15 protein-coding genes, 1 tRNA gene and 1 pseudogene are annotated in these 15,647 nt (G+C 50.3%); 5 read left to right on the forward strand and 12 right to left on the reverse strand.

Annotated elements, in window-relative coordinates:
- The first annotated feature begins 52 nt into the window (after positions 1–52).
- From KW829_RS16775 to KW829_RS23075, 3 genes and pseudogenes are all read left to right on the forward strand, one after another.
- Positions 53–844: an SDR family oxidoreductase gene (locus tag KW829_RS16775; protein WP_218308670.1), complete on the forward strand. Its 792-nt coding sequence runs from the start codon at positions 53–55 to the stop codon at positions 842–844.
- Between the two features lie 124 nt (positions 845–968).
- Positions 969–1,220: a DUF1471 domain-containing protein gene (locus KW829_RS16780; RefSeq protein WP_016243451.1), complete on the forward strand. Its 252-nt coding sequence runs from the start codon at positions 969–971 to the stop codon at positions 1,218–1,220.
- 56 nt (positions 1,221–1,276) lie between these two features.
- Positions 1,277–1,417 (forward strand): annotated as a pseudogene (locus tag KW829_RS23075) (DNA-binding transcriptional regulator RamA); the annotation flags it as partial.
- Positions 1,418–1,425: 8 nt separating this feature from the next.
- Here the strand turns inward: KW829_RS23075 and KW829_RS16785 are convergent.
- The 6 genes from KW829_RS16785 to proB form a co-directional block, all read right to left on the reverse strand.
- Complete coding sequence (locus KW829_RS16785) at positions 1,426–2,217, reverse strand: Cthe_2314 family HEPN domain-containing protein (protein WP_218308671.1); 792 nt, start codon at positions 2,215–2,217, stop codon at positions 1,426–1,428.
- 52 nt (positions 2,218–2,269) lie between these two features.
- Positions 2,270–3,511 carry a DUF3644 domain-containing protein gene (locus tag KW829_RS16790; RefSeq protein WP_256350657.1) on the reverse strand — a complete coding sequence of 414 codons (1,242 nt, stop codon included), beginning with the start codon at positions 3,509–3,511 and terminating at the stop codon, positions 2,270–2,272.
- Positions 3,512–3,612: 101 nt separating this feature from the next.
- Positions 3,613–4,803 carry an integrase arm-type DNA-binding domain-containing protein gene (locus KW829_RS16795; protein WP_218308672.1) on the reverse strand — a complete coding sequence of 397 codons (1,191 nt, stop codon included), beginning with the start codon at positions 4,801–4,803 and terminating at the stop codon, positions 3,613–3,615.
- Positions 4,804–4,966: 163 nt separating this feature from the next.
- A tRNA-Thr gene (locus KW829_RS16800) sits at positions 4,967–5,042 on the reverse strand.
- Between the two features lie 111 nt (positions 5,043–5,153).
- Positions 5,154–6,407: a glutamate-5-semialdehyde dehydrogenase gene (gene proA, locus KW829_RS16805; RefSeq protein ID WP_218308673.1), complete on the reverse strand. Its 1,254-nt coding sequence runs from the start codon at positions 6,405–6,407 to the stop codon at positions 5,154–5,156.
- An 11-nt stretch (positions 6,408–6,418) separates the two neighbouring features.
- On the reverse strand, positions 6,419–7,522 hold the full coding sequence (gene proB / locus KW829_RS16810; protein ID WP_089598125.1) for a glutamate 5-kinase: 1,104 nt from the start codon (positions 7,520–7,522) through the stop codon (positions 6,419–6,421).
- 304 nt (positions 7,523–7,826) lie between these two features.
- On the opposite strand from proB, the gene phoE reads away from it, so the two are divergent.
- Positions 7,827–8,879 (forward strand): phosphoporin PhoE, encoded by a 1,053-nt coding sequence (gene phoE, locus KW829_RS16815; protein ID WP_010427906.1) that lies wholly within the window; start codon positions 7,827–7,829, stop codon positions 8,877–8,879.
- A 110-nt stretch (positions 8,880–8,989) separates the two neighbouring features.
- Here phoE and crl read toward each other — a convergent pair whose 3' ends face one another.
- From crl to gpt, 3 genes are all read right to left on the reverse strand, one after another.
- Positions 8,990–9,391, reverse strand: coding sequence for a sigma factor-binding protein Crl (crl, locus tag KW829_RS16820; protein WP_218308674.1), 402 nt, complete (start codon positions 9,389–9,391; stop codon positions 8,990–8,992).
- Between the two features lie 57 nt (positions 9,392–9,448).
- Entirely contained in the window at positions 9,449–10,693 is a 1,245-nt protein-coding gene (gene frsA, locus KW829_RS16825) for an esterase FrsA (protein ID WP_218308675.1), read from the reverse strand.
- A gap of 104 nt (positions 10,694–10,797) precedes the next feature.
- Positions 10,798–11,256, reverse strand: coding sequence for a xanthine phosphoribosyltransferase (gene gpt / locus KW829_RS16830; RefSeq protein ID WP_010427903.1), 459 nt, complete (start codon positions 11,254–11,256; stop codon positions 10,798–10,800).
- A 260-nt stretch (positions 11,257–11,516) separates the two neighbouring features.
- On the opposite strand from gpt, the gene pepD reads away from it, so the two are divergent.
- A complete protein-coding gene (gene pepD / locus KW829_RS16835) occupies positions 11,517–12,974 on the forward strand; it encodes a cytosol nonspecific dipeptidase (RefSeq protein ID WP_010427902.1) in 1,458 nt (485 codons plus the stop codon).
- Positions 12,975–13,049: 75 nt separating this feature from the next.
- Here pepD and dinB read toward each other — a convergent pair whose 3' ends face one another.
- The 3 genes from dinB to nqrF all read right to left on the reverse strand — a co-directional run bounded on the left by dinB (position 13,050) and on the right by nqrF (position 15,643).
- On the reverse strand, positions 13,050–14,108 hold the full coding sequence (gene dinB / locus KW829_RS16840; protein ID WP_010427901.1) for a DNA polymerase IV: 1,059 nt from the start codon (positions 14,106–14,108) through the stop codon (positions 13,050–13,052).
- 108 nt (positions 14,109–14,216) lie between these two features.
- On the reverse strand, positions 14,217–14,417 hold the full coding sequence (nqrM, locus tag KW829_RS16845; protein WP_172701397.1) for a (Na+)-NQR maturation NqrM: 201 nt from the start codon (positions 14,415–14,417) through the stop codon (positions 14,217–14,219).
- 2 nt (positions 14,418–14,419) lie between these two features.
- Positions 14,420–15,643 (reverse strand): NADH:ubiquinone reductase (Na(+)-transporting) subunit F, encoded by a 1,224-nt coding sequence (nqrF, locus tag KW829_RS16850; RefSeq protein ID WP_089598130.1) that lies wholly within the window; start codon positions 15,641–15,643, stop codon positions 14,420–14,422.
- Positions 15,644–15,647: the final 4 nt, after the last annotated feature.

The raw sequence follows: 15,647 nt of genomic DNA on the forward strand, positions 1-15,647 counted from the left end.
ATTGATATTCTGACCGTATCGAAAATAAGTCTGAATTATCAGTAGGTTTATCATGAAAATACTCGTTGCAGGCGCGACAGGAAGTATTGGTCTTCTTGTCGTGAATACCGCTATTGAAATGGGCCATCAGCCCGTGGCGCTGGTCAGAAATAAACGCAAAGTAAAATTGCTTCCTCGTGGAACTGATGTTTTTTACGGCGATGTTTCAATGCCGGAAACACTCACCGAATTGCCGAAAGATATTGATGCCATCATCTTCACTCTCGGTTCCGATGGTCAGGGTCGTATTGGTGCCAAGGCGATAGATTATGGCGGAGTGCGCAATATTTTACGAATATTCAGGGATGTATCTGTTCGTATTAGCCTGATGACCACGATTGGCGTGACTGAACGACTCAGCACCTGGAATCAACGCACTGAGGTTCATGACTGGAAAAGACGTGCCGAGCGTCTGGTAAGGGCAAGTGGTCATCCCTATACCATCGTCAGGCCCGGCTGGTTTGATTACAACAATGACGATGAGCACAAAATCCTTATGCTTCAGGGAGATCGTCGCCATGCAGGAACACCAGAAGATGGTGTGATATCCCGGGAGCAAATCGCCCAGGTTCTGGTCAGTGCCCTGACCCACGACGAGGCAAAAAATAAAACGTTCGAACTGGTGGCTGAACGAGGTGAAGCACAGCAGGATCTTACCCCACTGTATGCAGACCTGCAGGCTGATGATCCACAAAAAAATGATGGGGTTCTGGACATAGACAATATGCCTCTGCGTGAAGAACCTGACTGCATTATTAACGAGCTGAATTTGTATTCAAAAAAATTAACCAATCTACAACTCTGACAATTTTGTCATATAGCGGTCAGTCTCATGACAGCTTAGGTCTGTATATTTGAATGTACAGAGAGGGAGAGTTCCCCTGATACGAGTCCAGTTTCAAACATAAATTTTAAAAGAGGTATTAGATATGAAATCACTACTTATTACTTCATTGGTCGTGGGATTTATTACAGTGAATGCCGCATCTGCCGCTCAGGAAATTAACCATGCAGATGGGAAAGAAAAGATCGGTGTAGTCTCAGCCAGCAATGCCTATACGCTTGATGATTTATCGAATGCGCTCTCTCGTAAGGCTGATGAGCAAGGAGCAACATCGTTCAAAATCCTTTCGACAACGGGGGATAACAGGCTACATGGGGTTGCTGAAATCTATAAGTAAATCATAAGTATTCCGAACAGGATGTGTCACAGCCCTCTTATAGTGAGCGTCGATCTATGTTCAGAACAGAAGACATCATCGATGAGATAACCCAATGGATTGATTCAAACTTACATAAACCGCTGAATATAGAGGATGTTGCTGCGCGGGCAGGATACTCCAGGTGGCATCTTCAGCGTATTTTTGTGCAGGTGAAATAATTTATTTACTCCTTCTTTCCATGATAATTATAGAAATGTGCAGATACACCACTTCTGGACTTTATAGATAGCGCTTCATGTCTGTCTCTATAATAAAAATAAAGCTCATCGACAATATTTTTACAAGAAGAGAGAGCGTTTTCTATTTCATTAACTACAATATCGTATATCTTATCTCTTGATTTTTCATATATTACATTTAAATCATATCCTTCTAAGCGTGAACCATAGTCCTCTATCCACGACATATTCTTAAACATCTCATCATCATCAGTGTATAAATTACAGAATCCCTTATGAGCTCTTGTATTTCTATCTGTACGTAGAGGGCCACCAGAGGAATCAAGTATTTTTAAGTTGGTCAATATATCAGCATGAGTGTCTTTAATAATCTTACCGAACTGTTTAATATTTAAAGAGTGATCTGGGATATTAAGTTCTAAAACCTCATTAACAAAATGAAAGGTTATATCGCGAAGGCTTGAGAATCTAAATAATGCCAAATCAATAATTGCCTTAAGCCAATCATATCGATTTATATTTTTTACTTTTGAAACCAATGGCAAATTATTAACCCATAGCATTTGAGGGATAACTCTTAAATCTACGAATTGTTGTTCTAGTGCGTTAAATCTAATATAGGTCAAATGCGCATATGCCATATGAGGATCAGCTTTAGAGAACTCATTCCAATCAGAGTAGGAATGATCATACAGAAAATATGTATTAATCGAATCATAAAGTACCGCTTTGAAAATAGTCCCCTCCAGATCCCACCAATAATAATCATCTTTCATGAAAAGCCTCGCTGAAGTTAAATGCAAAACCCAAAAAAATCTTATTTTAATGTCAGCCTAACACCTTATCCAACTCTTTATTATCAGAATAAACACTTAGTATTTTACGCACCCATTCCTGATTATATAAATACCCATCAAAACCTTCGATATAACCACAATACTTCCCTTTTAGAGTTTTATCTACATGAGATGGTCTGACATCAAAATGCTTCCAAAACTTTGCATGAGTACTAAGATTAAAAGACTTATGTTTTTTCTGAACCAACTCAACTACCTTTTTAGGTTTCAACTTAAATTGATTTTCCACTCCTTTGATGAAAGCAATACCAGTATCAAATTTCTCAAGTTCATCTTCGGTGAGATTATTAACATTGATAAACTCTATAGAAATATCAGAACTTGATGCCTTTTTACCTATCAAGGGGACTAACAAAGCTCTGAGTCGATATTGTTGACTTTCTAATATTTCTTGCTCCAAGTCTCTTTTATAATCCTCGATATATTTCTTAACAATAGTGAAATTTTTTGATTGGACTTTCTTCAAAGCGTCGATCTGCGCTTGCTGCGACATCCTTGTAAGTTGCATTGCAAGAGATAAGTTTACCATTAAAGCATTTTCATCACCAAATTCGTTAATGATAATATCTTCAAAGTTATTTATTGAAGCCTGGCACTCACCAAAAGTTAGTGTATCTATTTCAGGGAGACCTCGGTGTTCAATGATATTACGTAAACCTATTAAAAAAAACACATTCGATTTTTCTGGGGTATTTCTTCCAGGCCAATATTTTTCACAGCAGGTTTTCAGTTCCCACGCTTTTTTGTCACCATCAACAATTTTATGAGAGCCATCATCATTCAAGTAAAAATAATCAACACCTCTTTTTGCGAATATAGCATGAAATAATGATGTATATGCTATAACTACATTAACTATAAAACCATGAGTTTTAAACTCTGTAAATGGATTATTGTAAACAGAAACAGCAAGCATAGCGAACTCTCTTGCTTTTTTTAAATTAATGCTTCGCTCACTTTTGGCCGGTTCAACGCTCTTCTGACTATGAAGATTTCTGAAGTCTTCCTTACTTAAGTATTTTATTCCAAGTGTGGTATATTGAGCGCCATCCCTTGATATATATTTACTCCATCTTTTAGTTGGATATGTTTTACATGTCTGAACTTTCCAACCAGTAGCCACTGCTAACTCAGCAATAGTAAAAAATTCTTGCCGATTTTCCTTTCCTACTAAAAAATCAAAAGCCTTATCAACCTGATCATATTTTTTCATACAACATCCCTATTTAACCCTTAAAGATAAATGTCTTTTTAGATTGGTCAGCAAAAATTCTTTCGCAAACAAATAAAAAGACATTGTACATTCTTACTATATTATTTTAATATACTTACATCACACATAAAAGATAACAAATCGGCATACCACTGCATCATCTCCCTACGCCCTTCCAGATACTGAGCATGGTTATACGTCCCACGAATCGCATTCTTATCAACGTGAGCCAGCTGGGTTTCAATCCACGCCGTATTGAACCCTTCCTCATGCAAAATCGTACTCATCGTGTGACGGAAACCATGCCCCGTTACCTTCCCCGTGTATCCAATCCGCTTAAACACCTGATTAATACTCGCTTCGCTCATCGTTTTGCGGGGATCATTCCTCCCAGGAAACACCAGAGGATATTGCCCAGACATCACTTTGAGCTGCTGTACGATCTCTAGTGCTTGGGTAGAGAGGGGGACAAGGTGAGGCCGTTTCATCTTCATTCGGTCGGCAGGAATTTCCCACACCGCTTTCTCAAGGTCAAACTCACTCCAGAAAGCACCTCGAAGCTCGCCGGTGCGAACTCCCGTAAGGATCAGCAAACGTGCGGCAAGAACAACCAGCGGGCTGCCTGTATAACCAGAGAGAGCTTTAAAGAAATCAGGTAACTCCTCAACGGTAAGGAAGGGATAATGCTTCGATTCATGCCCTGACATCGCGCTGGTAAGATCCGCTGCAGGGTTATATTCCGCACGACCAGTCACGATGGCGTAACGAAAGACTTCACTGCAACGCTGGCGAACCTTCTTGGCCTTCTCTGTCGCGCCACGGCTTTCCATTCGACGCAGCACATTAAGCAGAACCAGCGGTTTGATTTCATTCACCGGCTGCTGGCCGATATAGGGGAAAATATCTTTATTGAAAGCTTCGATAATGTCGGAGGCATAACCTTCTGACCATCGGCTTACCTTCGTTCCGTGCCATTCAAGCGCCACAGACTGGAACGTGTTGTTGAGCTGCACATCCCGAACCAGCTTTTCTTCTTTCTTGGCAAATGATGGATCGATACCCTCGGCCAGCTTTTTCTTGGCTTCATCACGCAGTGCCCTCGCTTGTGCAAGGGACACTGCCGGATAGACCCCAAAAGCCATACGCTTCTCTTTTCCATTGAAGCGATATTTCATCCGCCAGTATCGAGAACCAGAAGGAACAACCTCAAGATACAAACCAGCACCATCTGCAAGCTTATAGGCTTTCTCTCTGGGTTTCGCAGCGTCTACCTGTCGTGCATTTAGCTTCATTGGGGGCATCTCCCTGGACCGAACACAGAATGCCCCCACTTATGCCCCCAACTGTAACTTGATTCCGGTTGAGTCCAGTTGATAACAGGAGATAAGATACGGGCCAGAAACCGCAGTATACGGGCTTTGAGTTGATTTCGGTAGACTTGGGAAGAGTTTGAAATGGTGCCGATAATAGGAGTCGAACCTACGACCTTCGCATTACGAATGCGCTGCTCTACCAACTGAGCTATATCGGCCCTGAGAGGCCGGTTACGAGTGTAACCACGGGGCAAAAGGTTAGATCTATCCGGGTGATGCGTCAATGCCCTTTTGAATCAAACGGCTACTTTTGCATCACCCGTGATTATTTACGCACGAATCGTATCGTCACCGAAGCCGATCCACTTGTACGTGGTCAGCGCTTCCAGTCCCATCGGACCGCGCGCGTGCAGTTTTTGCGTGCTGACCGCCACTTCTGCGCCCAAACCAAACTGTCCACCGTCGGTGAAGCGGGTGGAGGCATTCACATACACCGCGGAGGAATCCACTTCGTTCACGAAGCGATCGGCATTACGCAGCGTACGCGTCAGGATCGCGTCCGAATGCTGGGTGCCGTGTTCACGAATGTGCGCAATGGCGTCGTCGAGATCCGCAACCACTTTCACGTTCAGATCCAGCGACAGGAATTCGTCGTCGTACTGCTCCGCATTGACGGGAACGACGTTAGCAGGGCCATCCTGCAGCAGCGCGAGCGCGCTGGCGTCAGCATGCAGCGTCACGCCGCTCTCTGCCATCTGTTTGCTCAGGGCCGGCAAGAAGGTGTTCGCAATATCCTGATGCACCAGCAGCGTTTCTACGGTGTTACAGGTGCTTGGACGTTGGGTTTTTGCGTTCACGATAATCTTCAGCGCCGGTTCAATCTCCGCACTGTCGTCGACCACGATATGGCACACGCCGATACCGCCGGTGATCACCGGAATCGTCGACTGCTCACGGCAGAGTTTGTGCAGGCCTGCGCCACCGCGTGGGATCAGCATGTCGATGTATTTGTCCATGCGCAGCATTTCGTTGACCAGCGCGCGGTCCGGGCTCTCGATCGCCTGTACGGCCCCCGCCGGTAAGCCACACTCTTCCAGCGCCTGCTGAATGACTTTCACCGTCGCGGCATTGGTGCGCCAGGTCTCTTTTCCACCGCGCAGAATAGCGGCGTTACCGGTTTTCAGGCACAGAGAGGCGACGTCAACGGTGACGTTTGGGCGGGCTTCGTAAATGACGCCGATAACGCCGAGCGGCACGCGGCGGCGCTCAAGACGTAAACCGCTGTCGAGCAGCCCACCATCAATGACCTGCCCTACCGGATCGGCCAGATTACAGACCTGACGGACATCGTCGGCAATGCCTTTCAGGCGTGCCGGCGTCAGCGCCAGACGGTCAAGCATCGCTTCGCTCAAACCGTTGCGACGGGCTTCCAGCAGATCCTGCTCGTTGGCGAGCAAAATTTCCCGGGACTGTGATTCCAGATAATCAGCGATTTTTTCCAGCACACGGTTTTTCTCGCGGCTGGAAAGGAGCGCCAGTTTGTAAGAGGCGGCCTTCGCGGCTGCGCCCATTTGTTCCAGCATATTCTGGCTCCTTAACGAATAATCATGTCATCGCGATGTACGGCAACCGGACCATACTCGTAGCCCAGAATGGCATCGATTTGCTGCGAATGGTGGCCCGCGATGCGGCGCAGCGCGTCGCTGTTATAGCGGCTTACGCCGTGTGCGATGTCGCGGCCTTCAAGGCTACGGATGCGGATCACTTCACCACGGGAGAAGTTGCCTGTCACGCTTTTAATTCCTTTAGGAAGTAATGAACTCCCTCGTTCCAGAATCGCGGCAGTGGCCCCTTCATCGACGACGAGTTCACCCGCAGGAGGCGCACCAAATATCCAGCGTTTGCGGTTTTCCAGCGGGGATTCCTGAGCGTGGAAGCGGGTGCCGACAGAGATGCCTTCCATCACGTCACCAATCACGCCCGGACGGCTGCCCGCAGCAATAATGGTGTCGATACCGGCACGGCACGCGACGTCGGCGGCCTGCAGCTTGGTGCCCATTCCGCCAGTTCCGAGACCTGAAACGCTGTCACCGGCGATGGCGCGCAGGGCATCGTCAATGCCGTGAACATCGGTGATCAGTTCGGCTTCCGGGTTAGAACGCGGGTCGGCGGTGAACAGCCCCTGCTGATCGGTCAGAAGCAGGAGTTTATCGGCACCGGCCAGAATCGCCGCCAGCGCAGAGAGGTTATCGTTATCACCCACTTTAATTTCAGCGGTGGCCACGGCGTCGTTTTCATTAATAACCGGAACAATATTGTTATCCAGCAGCGCACGCAGCGTATCGCGCGCGTTCAGGAAACGCTCTCTGTCTTCCATATCCGCACGCGTCAGCAGCATCTGCCCGACATGAATACCATAGATAGAGAACAACTGCTCCCAGAGTTGAATGAGTCGGCTTTGTCCCACGGCGGCCAGCAGCTGTTTAGAGGCTATCGTCGCGGGGAGTTCGGGGTAACCCAGATGTTCACGCCCGGCGGCAATCGCCCCGGAGGTCACGATAACAATACGATGCCCTGCGGCATGCAGCTGAGCGCACTGACGTACAAGCTCAACAATGTGGGCGCGATTAAGGCGGCGCGATCCGCCTGTTAACACACTGGTACCGAGTTTTACCACCAGCGTCTGGCTGTCACTCATGATTCTCTGCCGTTCAACGATAAGGGAAAATGATGTCGAACGAACGTTTTAACAGGACTCAGCCCCGTTGCCAACTGCCTTAGCACAAAGCAAAACACTTTGTTGCGCGGGATCAGGAAGCGTAGCGGCTGATTTTGACAAATTTATTACTGAAAAATTAAAACATACTTTTTTAAACATATTCTTAAATTGTCATAAAACGTTCACCCGCGGACGATAAAACCCTTCCTGTTTTTTCACGGAACATAAGCGTCGGCTTAGCGTTCAGCGAATATTAGCGCGTATATAAAACTCAGGATTGAAAATGAAAAAGAGCACTCTGGCATTAGTGGTAATGGGCGTTGTGGCTTCCGCATCTGTTCACGCAGCAGAGGTTTATAATAAGAACGGTAATAAACTGGACGTGTACGGCAAAGTAAAAGCAATGCACTACCTCAGTGATGATGACGCTAAAGACGGTGACCAGACGTACGTGCGTTTCGGCTTTAAAGGTGAAACGCAGATTAACGATCAGCTGACGGGCTATGGCCGCTGGGAAGCAGAATTTGCCGGAAACAAAGCAGAGAGCGACTCTTCTCAGAAAACGCGTCTGGCGTTTGCCGGGCTTAAATTAAAAGACTTTGGTTCCCTGGACTACGGTCGTAACCTGGGGGCGCTGTATGACGTCGCATCCTACACCGATATGTTCCCTGAGTTCGGCGGCGATGGTCTGGCGCAAACCGACAACTTCATGACCAAGCGTGCCTCCGGTCTTGCCACCTATCGTAACACCGACTTCTTTGGCGTGGTGGACGGTCTGGATATGACCCTGCAATACCAGGGCAAAAATGAAAACCGCGACGTGAAAAAGCAGAACGGGGATGGCTTCGGTACGTCTCTGAGCTATGACTTCGGCGGCAGCGATTTCTCTGTCATTGGTGCTTATGCTAACTCCGATCGCACCAACGAGCAGAACCTGCTGACGCGCGGTGAAGGTAAAAAAGCCGAAGGCTGGGCAACCGGTCTGAAATATGATGCCAATGATATTTATCTGGCTACTATTTATTCAGAAACCCGCAATATGGCCCCAATCTCCGGTGGTTTCGCGAATAAAGCGCAAAACTTCGAAGTGGTTGCGCAATATCAGTTTGACTTTGGCCTGCGTCCATCCGTTGGCTATGTTCAGTCTAAAGGCAAAGACATCGAAGGCATTGGCGACGAAGATATCGTGAAATATATCGACGTAGGCGCAACCTATTATTTCAACAAAAACATGTCCGCATTTGTTGATTATAAAATCAACCAGATTGATGACGACAATAAACTGGGTGTAAGCAGCGATGATATCGTCGCGCTGGGTATGACCTACCAGTTCTAATCGTGTGGAAATAAAAAAACCGGCTTGATGCCGGTTTTTTTATTGTCGGGGATTAATGCGGTCTGGTGCCCTCACCCCGGCCCTCTCCCACAGGGAGAGGGAGAAGACTATCAGGCGGTCAGCTTAACCGCCTCGCTGGAAAAATCATCCGCAGGCTCCAGCTTCAGATCCAGCGTTGCCAGCAGCGCGCTAGCCTTGCCGAGATACTCTTTCAGCGTATGTTCCAGGCGGTCGATCACTTCCTGATCTTTAATAGGTGCCGCTTGCCAGTAACCGTCTTTGTTAAACAGGCCAAACTGGTAGCTGTAGGTAAAGCGTCTTTCCTCTGCTTCCATTTCCATCCACCAGCCCCAGAATTCACGTTTTTCGGGTGCAGGCTTCACGTTGACGCAAACAGCCAGGCAGTCGAAAAAAAAGCGATTCTCTTCACACTGCTCTTCTCGAATATACGGGCCAAGAGCCATGAACTTCTTGATCAGTCTACTTTTCGGATGTCCACTCGGTAACGTCATTGCGATCTCCTTTTGTGAAGCCACTGTTTTACCAAACCATCAAAATTTAGCAATCTATTAACACAATCTCTGCGCGATCCAGCGTGTAATCTCTTTTAACGCCTTGTCAAAATTCTGATACACCGGGCTGAATGGCACTTCAAGCAACTTGCCATCCGAAGATGACGACGTGATTAAGCGCGACTCTTCTTCCGGACTGAACGGATCGTTTTTCCAGAAACCTGACAGCATCGGCGTTGGGCAGCGGCGTCCCAGCAACCCCTGCGTTTTTAACGAGTAACGATTGAGCTCAACGCGCAGCGCTTCGTCTGATGCATCATGCATGCCAAGACGACTGGCCAGCACATCAAGGTACATCTCCGGCACGCTGCCCTGACGGGCTGGATCGCTGAGCAGCGCGTGAACCACCGGGCCCAGGCAGGCCACAGCCTTCAGGCGCGAAAATTCAAGATAGGCAAGACGCACCGCAACGTTCGCCCCAAATCGGAAGCCAAAAGCCGCCACGCGGGTATGGTCAACCCAGGGAATATTCTCCAGAGCTTTAAGCGCATGCTGGTGCAGCAGGCTCGAATCCTGAGTCAATTTCCACTTCGACGAGAAACCAATAGAAGGCATGTCGAGCGTCAGCATCGCGATCCCTTTTGGTGCGAAGTAGCGCTCAAACAGGCTGTAATAATCAATTTGCAGGGAATCCAACCCACCGCACATCAGTACGGTCGGGAACGGGCCTTCGCCTTCCGGCATATGCAGGAACCCGGTGACGGGTGCGCCACCAGGAATGCTGAACTCAAGCTCGCGCATCTGGCCCGGCAAACGCTGCGCCGCCTCTTCGTAAGCACGGTTCGCCAGCGCCTGGGCCTGTTCCGCCAGTTCATCACCTTTCAGATGTGGATACGCGGCAATGGCATAGAGATTGGCCGCATGCAGCCAGTGCTTGCCGCTGCGCGTGGCATCCTCTTCCTGGCTGGCTTTTTGCTGCCAGAGCATCGCCTGCTTCGACCATTCATAGATCCAGTTACCGCCGCGATAGCCCACCACCGTATCGTAAAGCTCTCTGTCGGTCCGTTCAGATTCGCTCATGACGATACGCGCCTGCACGTCAAGGATTTCACGCGGATCAATACCACGCCAGATCCACATCAGGCGGTTAATCATGCGATACCAGTGGGGCACGTTTTTACCGTCTAACGCAGACTGGACGGCAGGCATGGTCCCCGGATTAAACCGACGCACCAGCGTCGACGTTTCAGGGTGTTTGAAACGGGGTTTAAAGAGAGTTTCGGTGAGATTCGCCTGCGTCATTGCGTTGCCTCCATGGATACGTCATATAACGTCCATTGTAACGCGTGGCAGGATAAAAAGAACAACGCCCGGCATTGCCGGGCGTGTAAAGTTACGTACTGGGATTAACGGCCTGAAATAGGCGGTACGAAGACCACGCCCATATCCCATGGCTGTTCAATCCAGGTATCCTGCGGGATATCAATCACGTAATCGTCAACCAGTGGGCGACCCGCCGGTTTTGCGAAGATCGTGACGAAGTGCGCTTTTGGATACATTTCACGGATAGCCACCGCGGTACCACCGGTATCGACCAGATCGTCAATAACGATGAAGCCTTCACCGTCGCCTTCCGCGCGTTTCAGCACGGTCAGCTCGCGCTGGTTGTCGTGGTCATAGCTGGAGATACATACGGTATCGACATGACGAATACCCAGCTCACGTGCCAACAGCGCCCCCGGTACCAGACCGCCGCGGCTAACGGCAATAATGCCTTTCCACTGCTCGGAAGGCATCAGACGCGCAGCCAGTTTGCGTGCGTGAATCTGCAACATGTCCCAGGTGACGACGTATTTTTCGCTCATGTGAAGTGTCCCAGCCTGTTTATATACGGCTTAAAAAGTGTTCGAGGGGGAAATAGGTTGCGCGAGATTATAGAGATCTGACGCACTAAAAACCAGTGTTTAGCGCCCCGAGCCTGAGTTTTTACATGCTTTATGCTACCCGCCGTCGGAGAAAGTGGTATTCTCAGATGCATCTCGCAAGCCTGTCTTGTGGTAACTATTAACCTGCTAACCCTGTGACCTGCAACCCCGTTTGCAGCGCATCGACAAGGAGACTTATCGTGTCTGAACTGTCTCAGTTATCTCCACAACCGCTGTGGGATATTTTTGCCAAAATCTGTTCCATTCCACACCCTTCCTACCATGAAGAACAGCTTGCCGAACACATTATGGGCTGGGCGAAGGAAAAAGGTCTGCACGCCGAGCGCGACCAGGTTGGCAACATTCTGATCCGCAAGCCTGCCACCGCAGGCATGGAAAACCGTAAACCGGTTGTGCTGCAGGCGCACCTGGACATGGTTCCGCAGAAAAACAACGACACCGTTCACGACTTCACTAAAGACCCGATTCAACCGTACATCGACGGCGAGTGGGTGAAAGCGCGCGGCACCACCCTGGGCGCGGATAACGGCATCGGTATGGCCTCTGCGCTGGCGGTGCTGGCTGACGACAGCGTTGAGCACGGTCCGCTGGAAGTGCTGCTGACCATGACCGAAGAAGCAGGCATGGACGGCGCGTTCGGTCTGCAGGCCAACTGGTTGCAGGCGGACATCCTGATCAACACCGACTCCGAAGAAGAAGGCGAGATCTACATGGGCTGCGCGGGCGGGATTGATTTCATTTCTACCCTGCCGCTGTCTCGTGAAGCGATTCCCGCAGGCTACCAGACCTTCAAGCTGACGCTGAAAGGGCTGAAAGGCGGCCACTCCGGCGGCGATATTCACCTGGGTCTCGGTAATGCCAACAAACTGCTGGCACGCTTCCTGGCGGGTCACGCGGCTGAGCTGGATCTGCGTCTGGTCGATTTCAACGGCGGTACGCTGCGTAACGCGATCCCACGTGAAGCCTTCGCCACCGTAGCAGTACCCGCGGCAAAAGCAGACGAGCTGAAAAAGCTCTCCAGCGTTTATCTTGATATCCTGAAAAACGAACTTTCTGAGAAAGAGAAGAACCTGACCGTAGTGCTGGAATCCGTGACCACGGATAAAGCCGCCCTGACCGCACAGTCTCGTGACACCTTCGTTCAGCTGCTGAATGCGACGCCAAACGGCGTGATCCGCAACTCTGACGTCGCGAAAGGCGTGGTAGAAACCTCCCTGAACGTGGGCGTGGTGACCATGGGCGACGACAGTGCAGAGATCATCTGCCTGATCCGTTCCCTGATCGACAGCGGTAAAGAGTACGTAGTGAGCATGCTGGAGTCTCTGGGCACGCTGGCGGGCGCAAAAACCTCCGCGAAAGGCAGCTACCCGGGCTGGCAGCCGGACGCAAGCTCTCCGGTCATGGCACTGGTGCGTGAAACATACCAGCGTCTGTTCAACAGCACCCCGAACATTCAGGTTATCCACGCCGGTCTGGAATGCGGTCTGTTCAAGAAGCCGTATCCTGACATGGACATGGTGTCTATCGGGCCAACCATCACCGGTCCACACTCACCGGATGAGCAGGTTCATATCGAAAGCGTCGGCCATTACTGGACGCTGCTGACTGAGCTGCTGAAAGCGATTCCTGCTAAGTAATACCCTCCCCCAGCCCTCTCCCACAGGAAGAGGGTGAAAAACGTAGGCCCGGTAAGCGTAGCGCACCGGGCTTTTTTACAATCCCAATACCAGCTGTCGTTCCAGCTGCGGGTCCAGCAGCGTGACGTGCAATCCCACCAGCCTCACCCCTCGCCCGCCCCGGCGCTCTTCCCATGCCTTTTTTGCGGTCGCAATCAGATCGTCTTTATTCAGACGTGGCCAGACGTGTTCCTGCGTGGTCTGCTGGAAATCGTTGAATTTTAGCTTGATGCCCTGACGGGCGATCAGCAGGTCCGGCTTCACCTTGGTTAAGCGTCGCTCCAGCTCAGGGTAAAGCTGTTCCGTGATAATGGCCTCGCACTCGGACCAGTCATGAATATCTTCAATGAGGGTGCGCTCAACGCCGACGGATTTCCGTAGCCGTTCGCTGTTCACATCTCGATCATCAATGCCCTGGCTGCGCTCCCACAGCACGCGACCAAACTTTCCAAAGCGCTTAAGCAGCATGGCGAGATCGCTTCGCTGCACGTCTTCGCAGGTGCGCAACCCCATGCTTTCCAGCTTTGCGGCAGAGACTTTCCCCACGCCGGGTATTTTGCCAAGCGGTAGGGTTTTCAAAAACGCAGGCACCTCTTCAGGGGTGATGACGTATTGACCGTTGGGTTTATTTAAATCTGAAGCAATTTTAGCGAGGAATTTAACGGGCGCGACGCCCGCCGATGCGGTCAGATTCAGTTCGTTGAATATCGTCTGGCGGATCTCCTGGGCCATCAGCGTGGCGGAGCCGTGGCAATGCACGCTGTCGGTCACATCCAGATAGGCTTCGTCCAGCGACAGCGGTTCTATCAGTGAGGTGTAGCGGGAGAAGATTTCCCGAATATGAATTGAGGCCTCTTTATAAGCATCAAACCGACCGGGCAGAAGCGTGAGATGAGGGCAAAGCTTTAAGGCCATCGCAGTCGGCATGGCGCTGCGCACGCCAAATTTGCGCGCGGGATAGTTGGCGGTGCTGATCACACCGCGCTGCACGCGGCTGCCGCCAATGGCGATGGGAATATCCCGCAGCGCCGGGTTGTCACGCATCTCCACTGCGGCAAAAAAGCAGTCCATATCGACATGGATTATTTTGCGCATAGTAAGCCCTCACTCATTACTGGATAAGTATACAGTAAACAAATGAGGATTGAGAAGCAGATGTGAAAACGCCGGGTGGCGGCTTTGCCTTACCCGGCCTGCATACACTTAAATGATGCGCTGCTGCTCGCGGGCCATTCTTTTTTTCCGCGCATCGCACGGTTCCGGGCAGTCGCACACCTTTTCCATCCCAAGAGATGAAATACCGCCACAGCTGCCCTGAATGCTTTTACGCTTGATGATCCAGCCTAACGACATGCCGAGCACCACCAGCACAAAGACGCCAAAGGTCGCCAGAAACGTCAGCATCATCAGCCTCCAAAATCATCAAGCATGATGTTCTCATCTTCGACGCCAAGATCTTTAAGCATCTTAATCACGGCGGCGTTCATCATCGGCGGACCACACATATAGAACTCACAGTCTTCCGGTGCCGGGTGCTGTTTGAGGTAGTTTTCGTACAGCACGTTGTGGATGAAGCCCGTATAGCCCGTCCAGTTATCTTCCGGCTGCGGATCTGAAAGCGCCACGTGGAAGGTAAAGTTAGGGTTCTCACGCGCCAGCTGTTCAAACTCGTCGTCGTAGAACATCTCGCGCAGGGAGCGTGCCCCGTACCAGAAGCTGATTTTACGCTTGCTGCTTAGACGTTTGAGCTGGTCAAAGATGTGCGAGCGCATCGGGGCCATACCGGCACCGCCGCCGATAAAGACCATTTCCGCGTCGGTATCTTTGGCAAAGAACTCACCGAACGGACCGGAGATCGTCACTTTGTCGCCTGGCTTAAGGGACCAGATATACGACGACATCACGCCCGGCGGTGCATTCGGCACATTCGGCGGCGGCGTGGCGATACGCACGTTGAGCATGATAATGCCCTTCTCTTCCGGATAGTTAGCCATGGAGTAAGCGCGCAACGTCGGCTCTTTTACTTCGGAAACAAAGCGGAAGAGATTGAATTTGTCCCAGTCGGCCCGATACTCCTCGGGCACGTCGAAGTCGGCATACGCCACGGTGTGCGCCGGACAATCAATCTGGATATACCCGCCCGCGCGGAACGGAACGCTCTCCCCTTCAGGGACACGCAGCTTAAGCTCTTTAATGAACGTGGCTTTGTTATCGTTAGAGATAACTTCGCACTCCCATTTTTTGACGCCGAAGATCTCTTCCGGCAGCTCAATCTTCATGTTCTGGCGCACCGCGACCTGGCAGGCGAGACGGCAGCCCTCTTTCGCTTCACGCTTCGTGATATGGGACAGTTCAGTAGGCAGGATATCACCGCCGCCCTCTTTCACCGTCACACGGCACTGCCCGCATGAGCCACCGCCGCCGCAGGCTGACGAGACAAAGATCCCATTGCCCGAGAGCGTATTGAGCAGTTTGTCCCCTGCCGGGGTACGGATCTGATTTTGCGGGTCATCGTTGATATCAATAATGACATCACCGGCGTTCACCAGCTTCGCACGCGCCGCCAGAATCAGCCCTGACAGCACCAGAACAATCAGCGTGAACATCACCACGCCAAGAATAATTTCCATCTGT

Origin of the sequence: Enterobacter sp. ENT02 (assembly GCF_019219165.1) — a bacterium.
GTDB classification, from domain to species: Bacteria; Pseudomonadota; Gammaproteobacteria; order Enterobacterales; family Enterobacteriaceae; genus Enterobacter; species Enterobacter mori.

Coding starts and splice junctions, on each gene's coding strand:
- KW829_RS16780 (WP_016243451.1), top strand. CDS start 969: ATGAAATCACTACTTATTACTTCATTGGTCGTGGGATTTATTACAGTG.
- KW829_RS16775 (WP_218308670.1), top strand. CDS start 53: ATGAAAATACTCGTTGCAGGCGCGACAGGAAGTATTGGTCTTCTTGTC.
- nqrM (WP_172701397.1), bottom strand. CDS start 14,417: ATGCTGACGTTTCTGGCGACCTTTGGCGTCTTTGTGCTGGTGGTGCTC.
- KW829_RS16790 (WP_256350657.1), bottom strand. CDS start 3,511: ATGAAAAAATATGATCAGGTTGATAAGGCTTTTGATTTTTTAGTAGGA.
- crl (WP_218308674.1), bottom strand. CDS start 9,391: ATGACGTTACCGAGTGGACATCCGAAAAGTAGACTGATCAAGAAGTTC.
- KW829_RS16795 (WP_218308672.1), bottom strand. CDS start 4,803: ATGAAGCTAAATGCACGACAGGTAGACGCTGCGAAACCCAGAGAGAAA.
- proA (WP_218308673.1), bottom strand. CDS start 6,407: ATGCTGGAACAAATGGGCGCAGCCGCGAAGGCCGCCTCTTACAAACTG.
- KW829_RS16785 (WP_218308671.1), bottom strand. CDS start 2,217: ATGAAAGATGATTATTATTGGTGGGATCTGGAGGGGACTATTTTCAAA.
- proB (WP_089598125.1), bottom strand. CDS start 7,522: ATGAGTGACAGCCAGACGCTGGTGGTAAAACTCGGTACCAGTGTGTTA.
- phoE (WP_010427906.1), top strand. CDS start 7,827: ATGAAAAAGAGCACTCTGGCATTAGTGGTAATGGGCGTTGTGGCTTCC.
- frsA (WP_218308675.1), bottom strand. CDS start 10,693: ATGACGCAGGCGAATCTCACCGAAACTCTCTTTAAACCCCGTTTCAAA.
- gpt (WP_010427903.1), bottom strand. CDS start 11,256: ATGAGCGAAAAATACGTCGTCACCTGGGACATGTTGCAGATTCACGCA.
- nqrF (WP_089598130.1), bottom strand. CDS start 15,643: ATGGAAATTATTCTTGGCGTGGTGATGTTCACGCTGATTGTTCTGGTG.
- dinB (WP_010427901.1), bottom strand. CDS start 14,108: ATGCGCAAAATAATCCATGTCGATATGGACTGCTTTTTTGCCGCAGTG.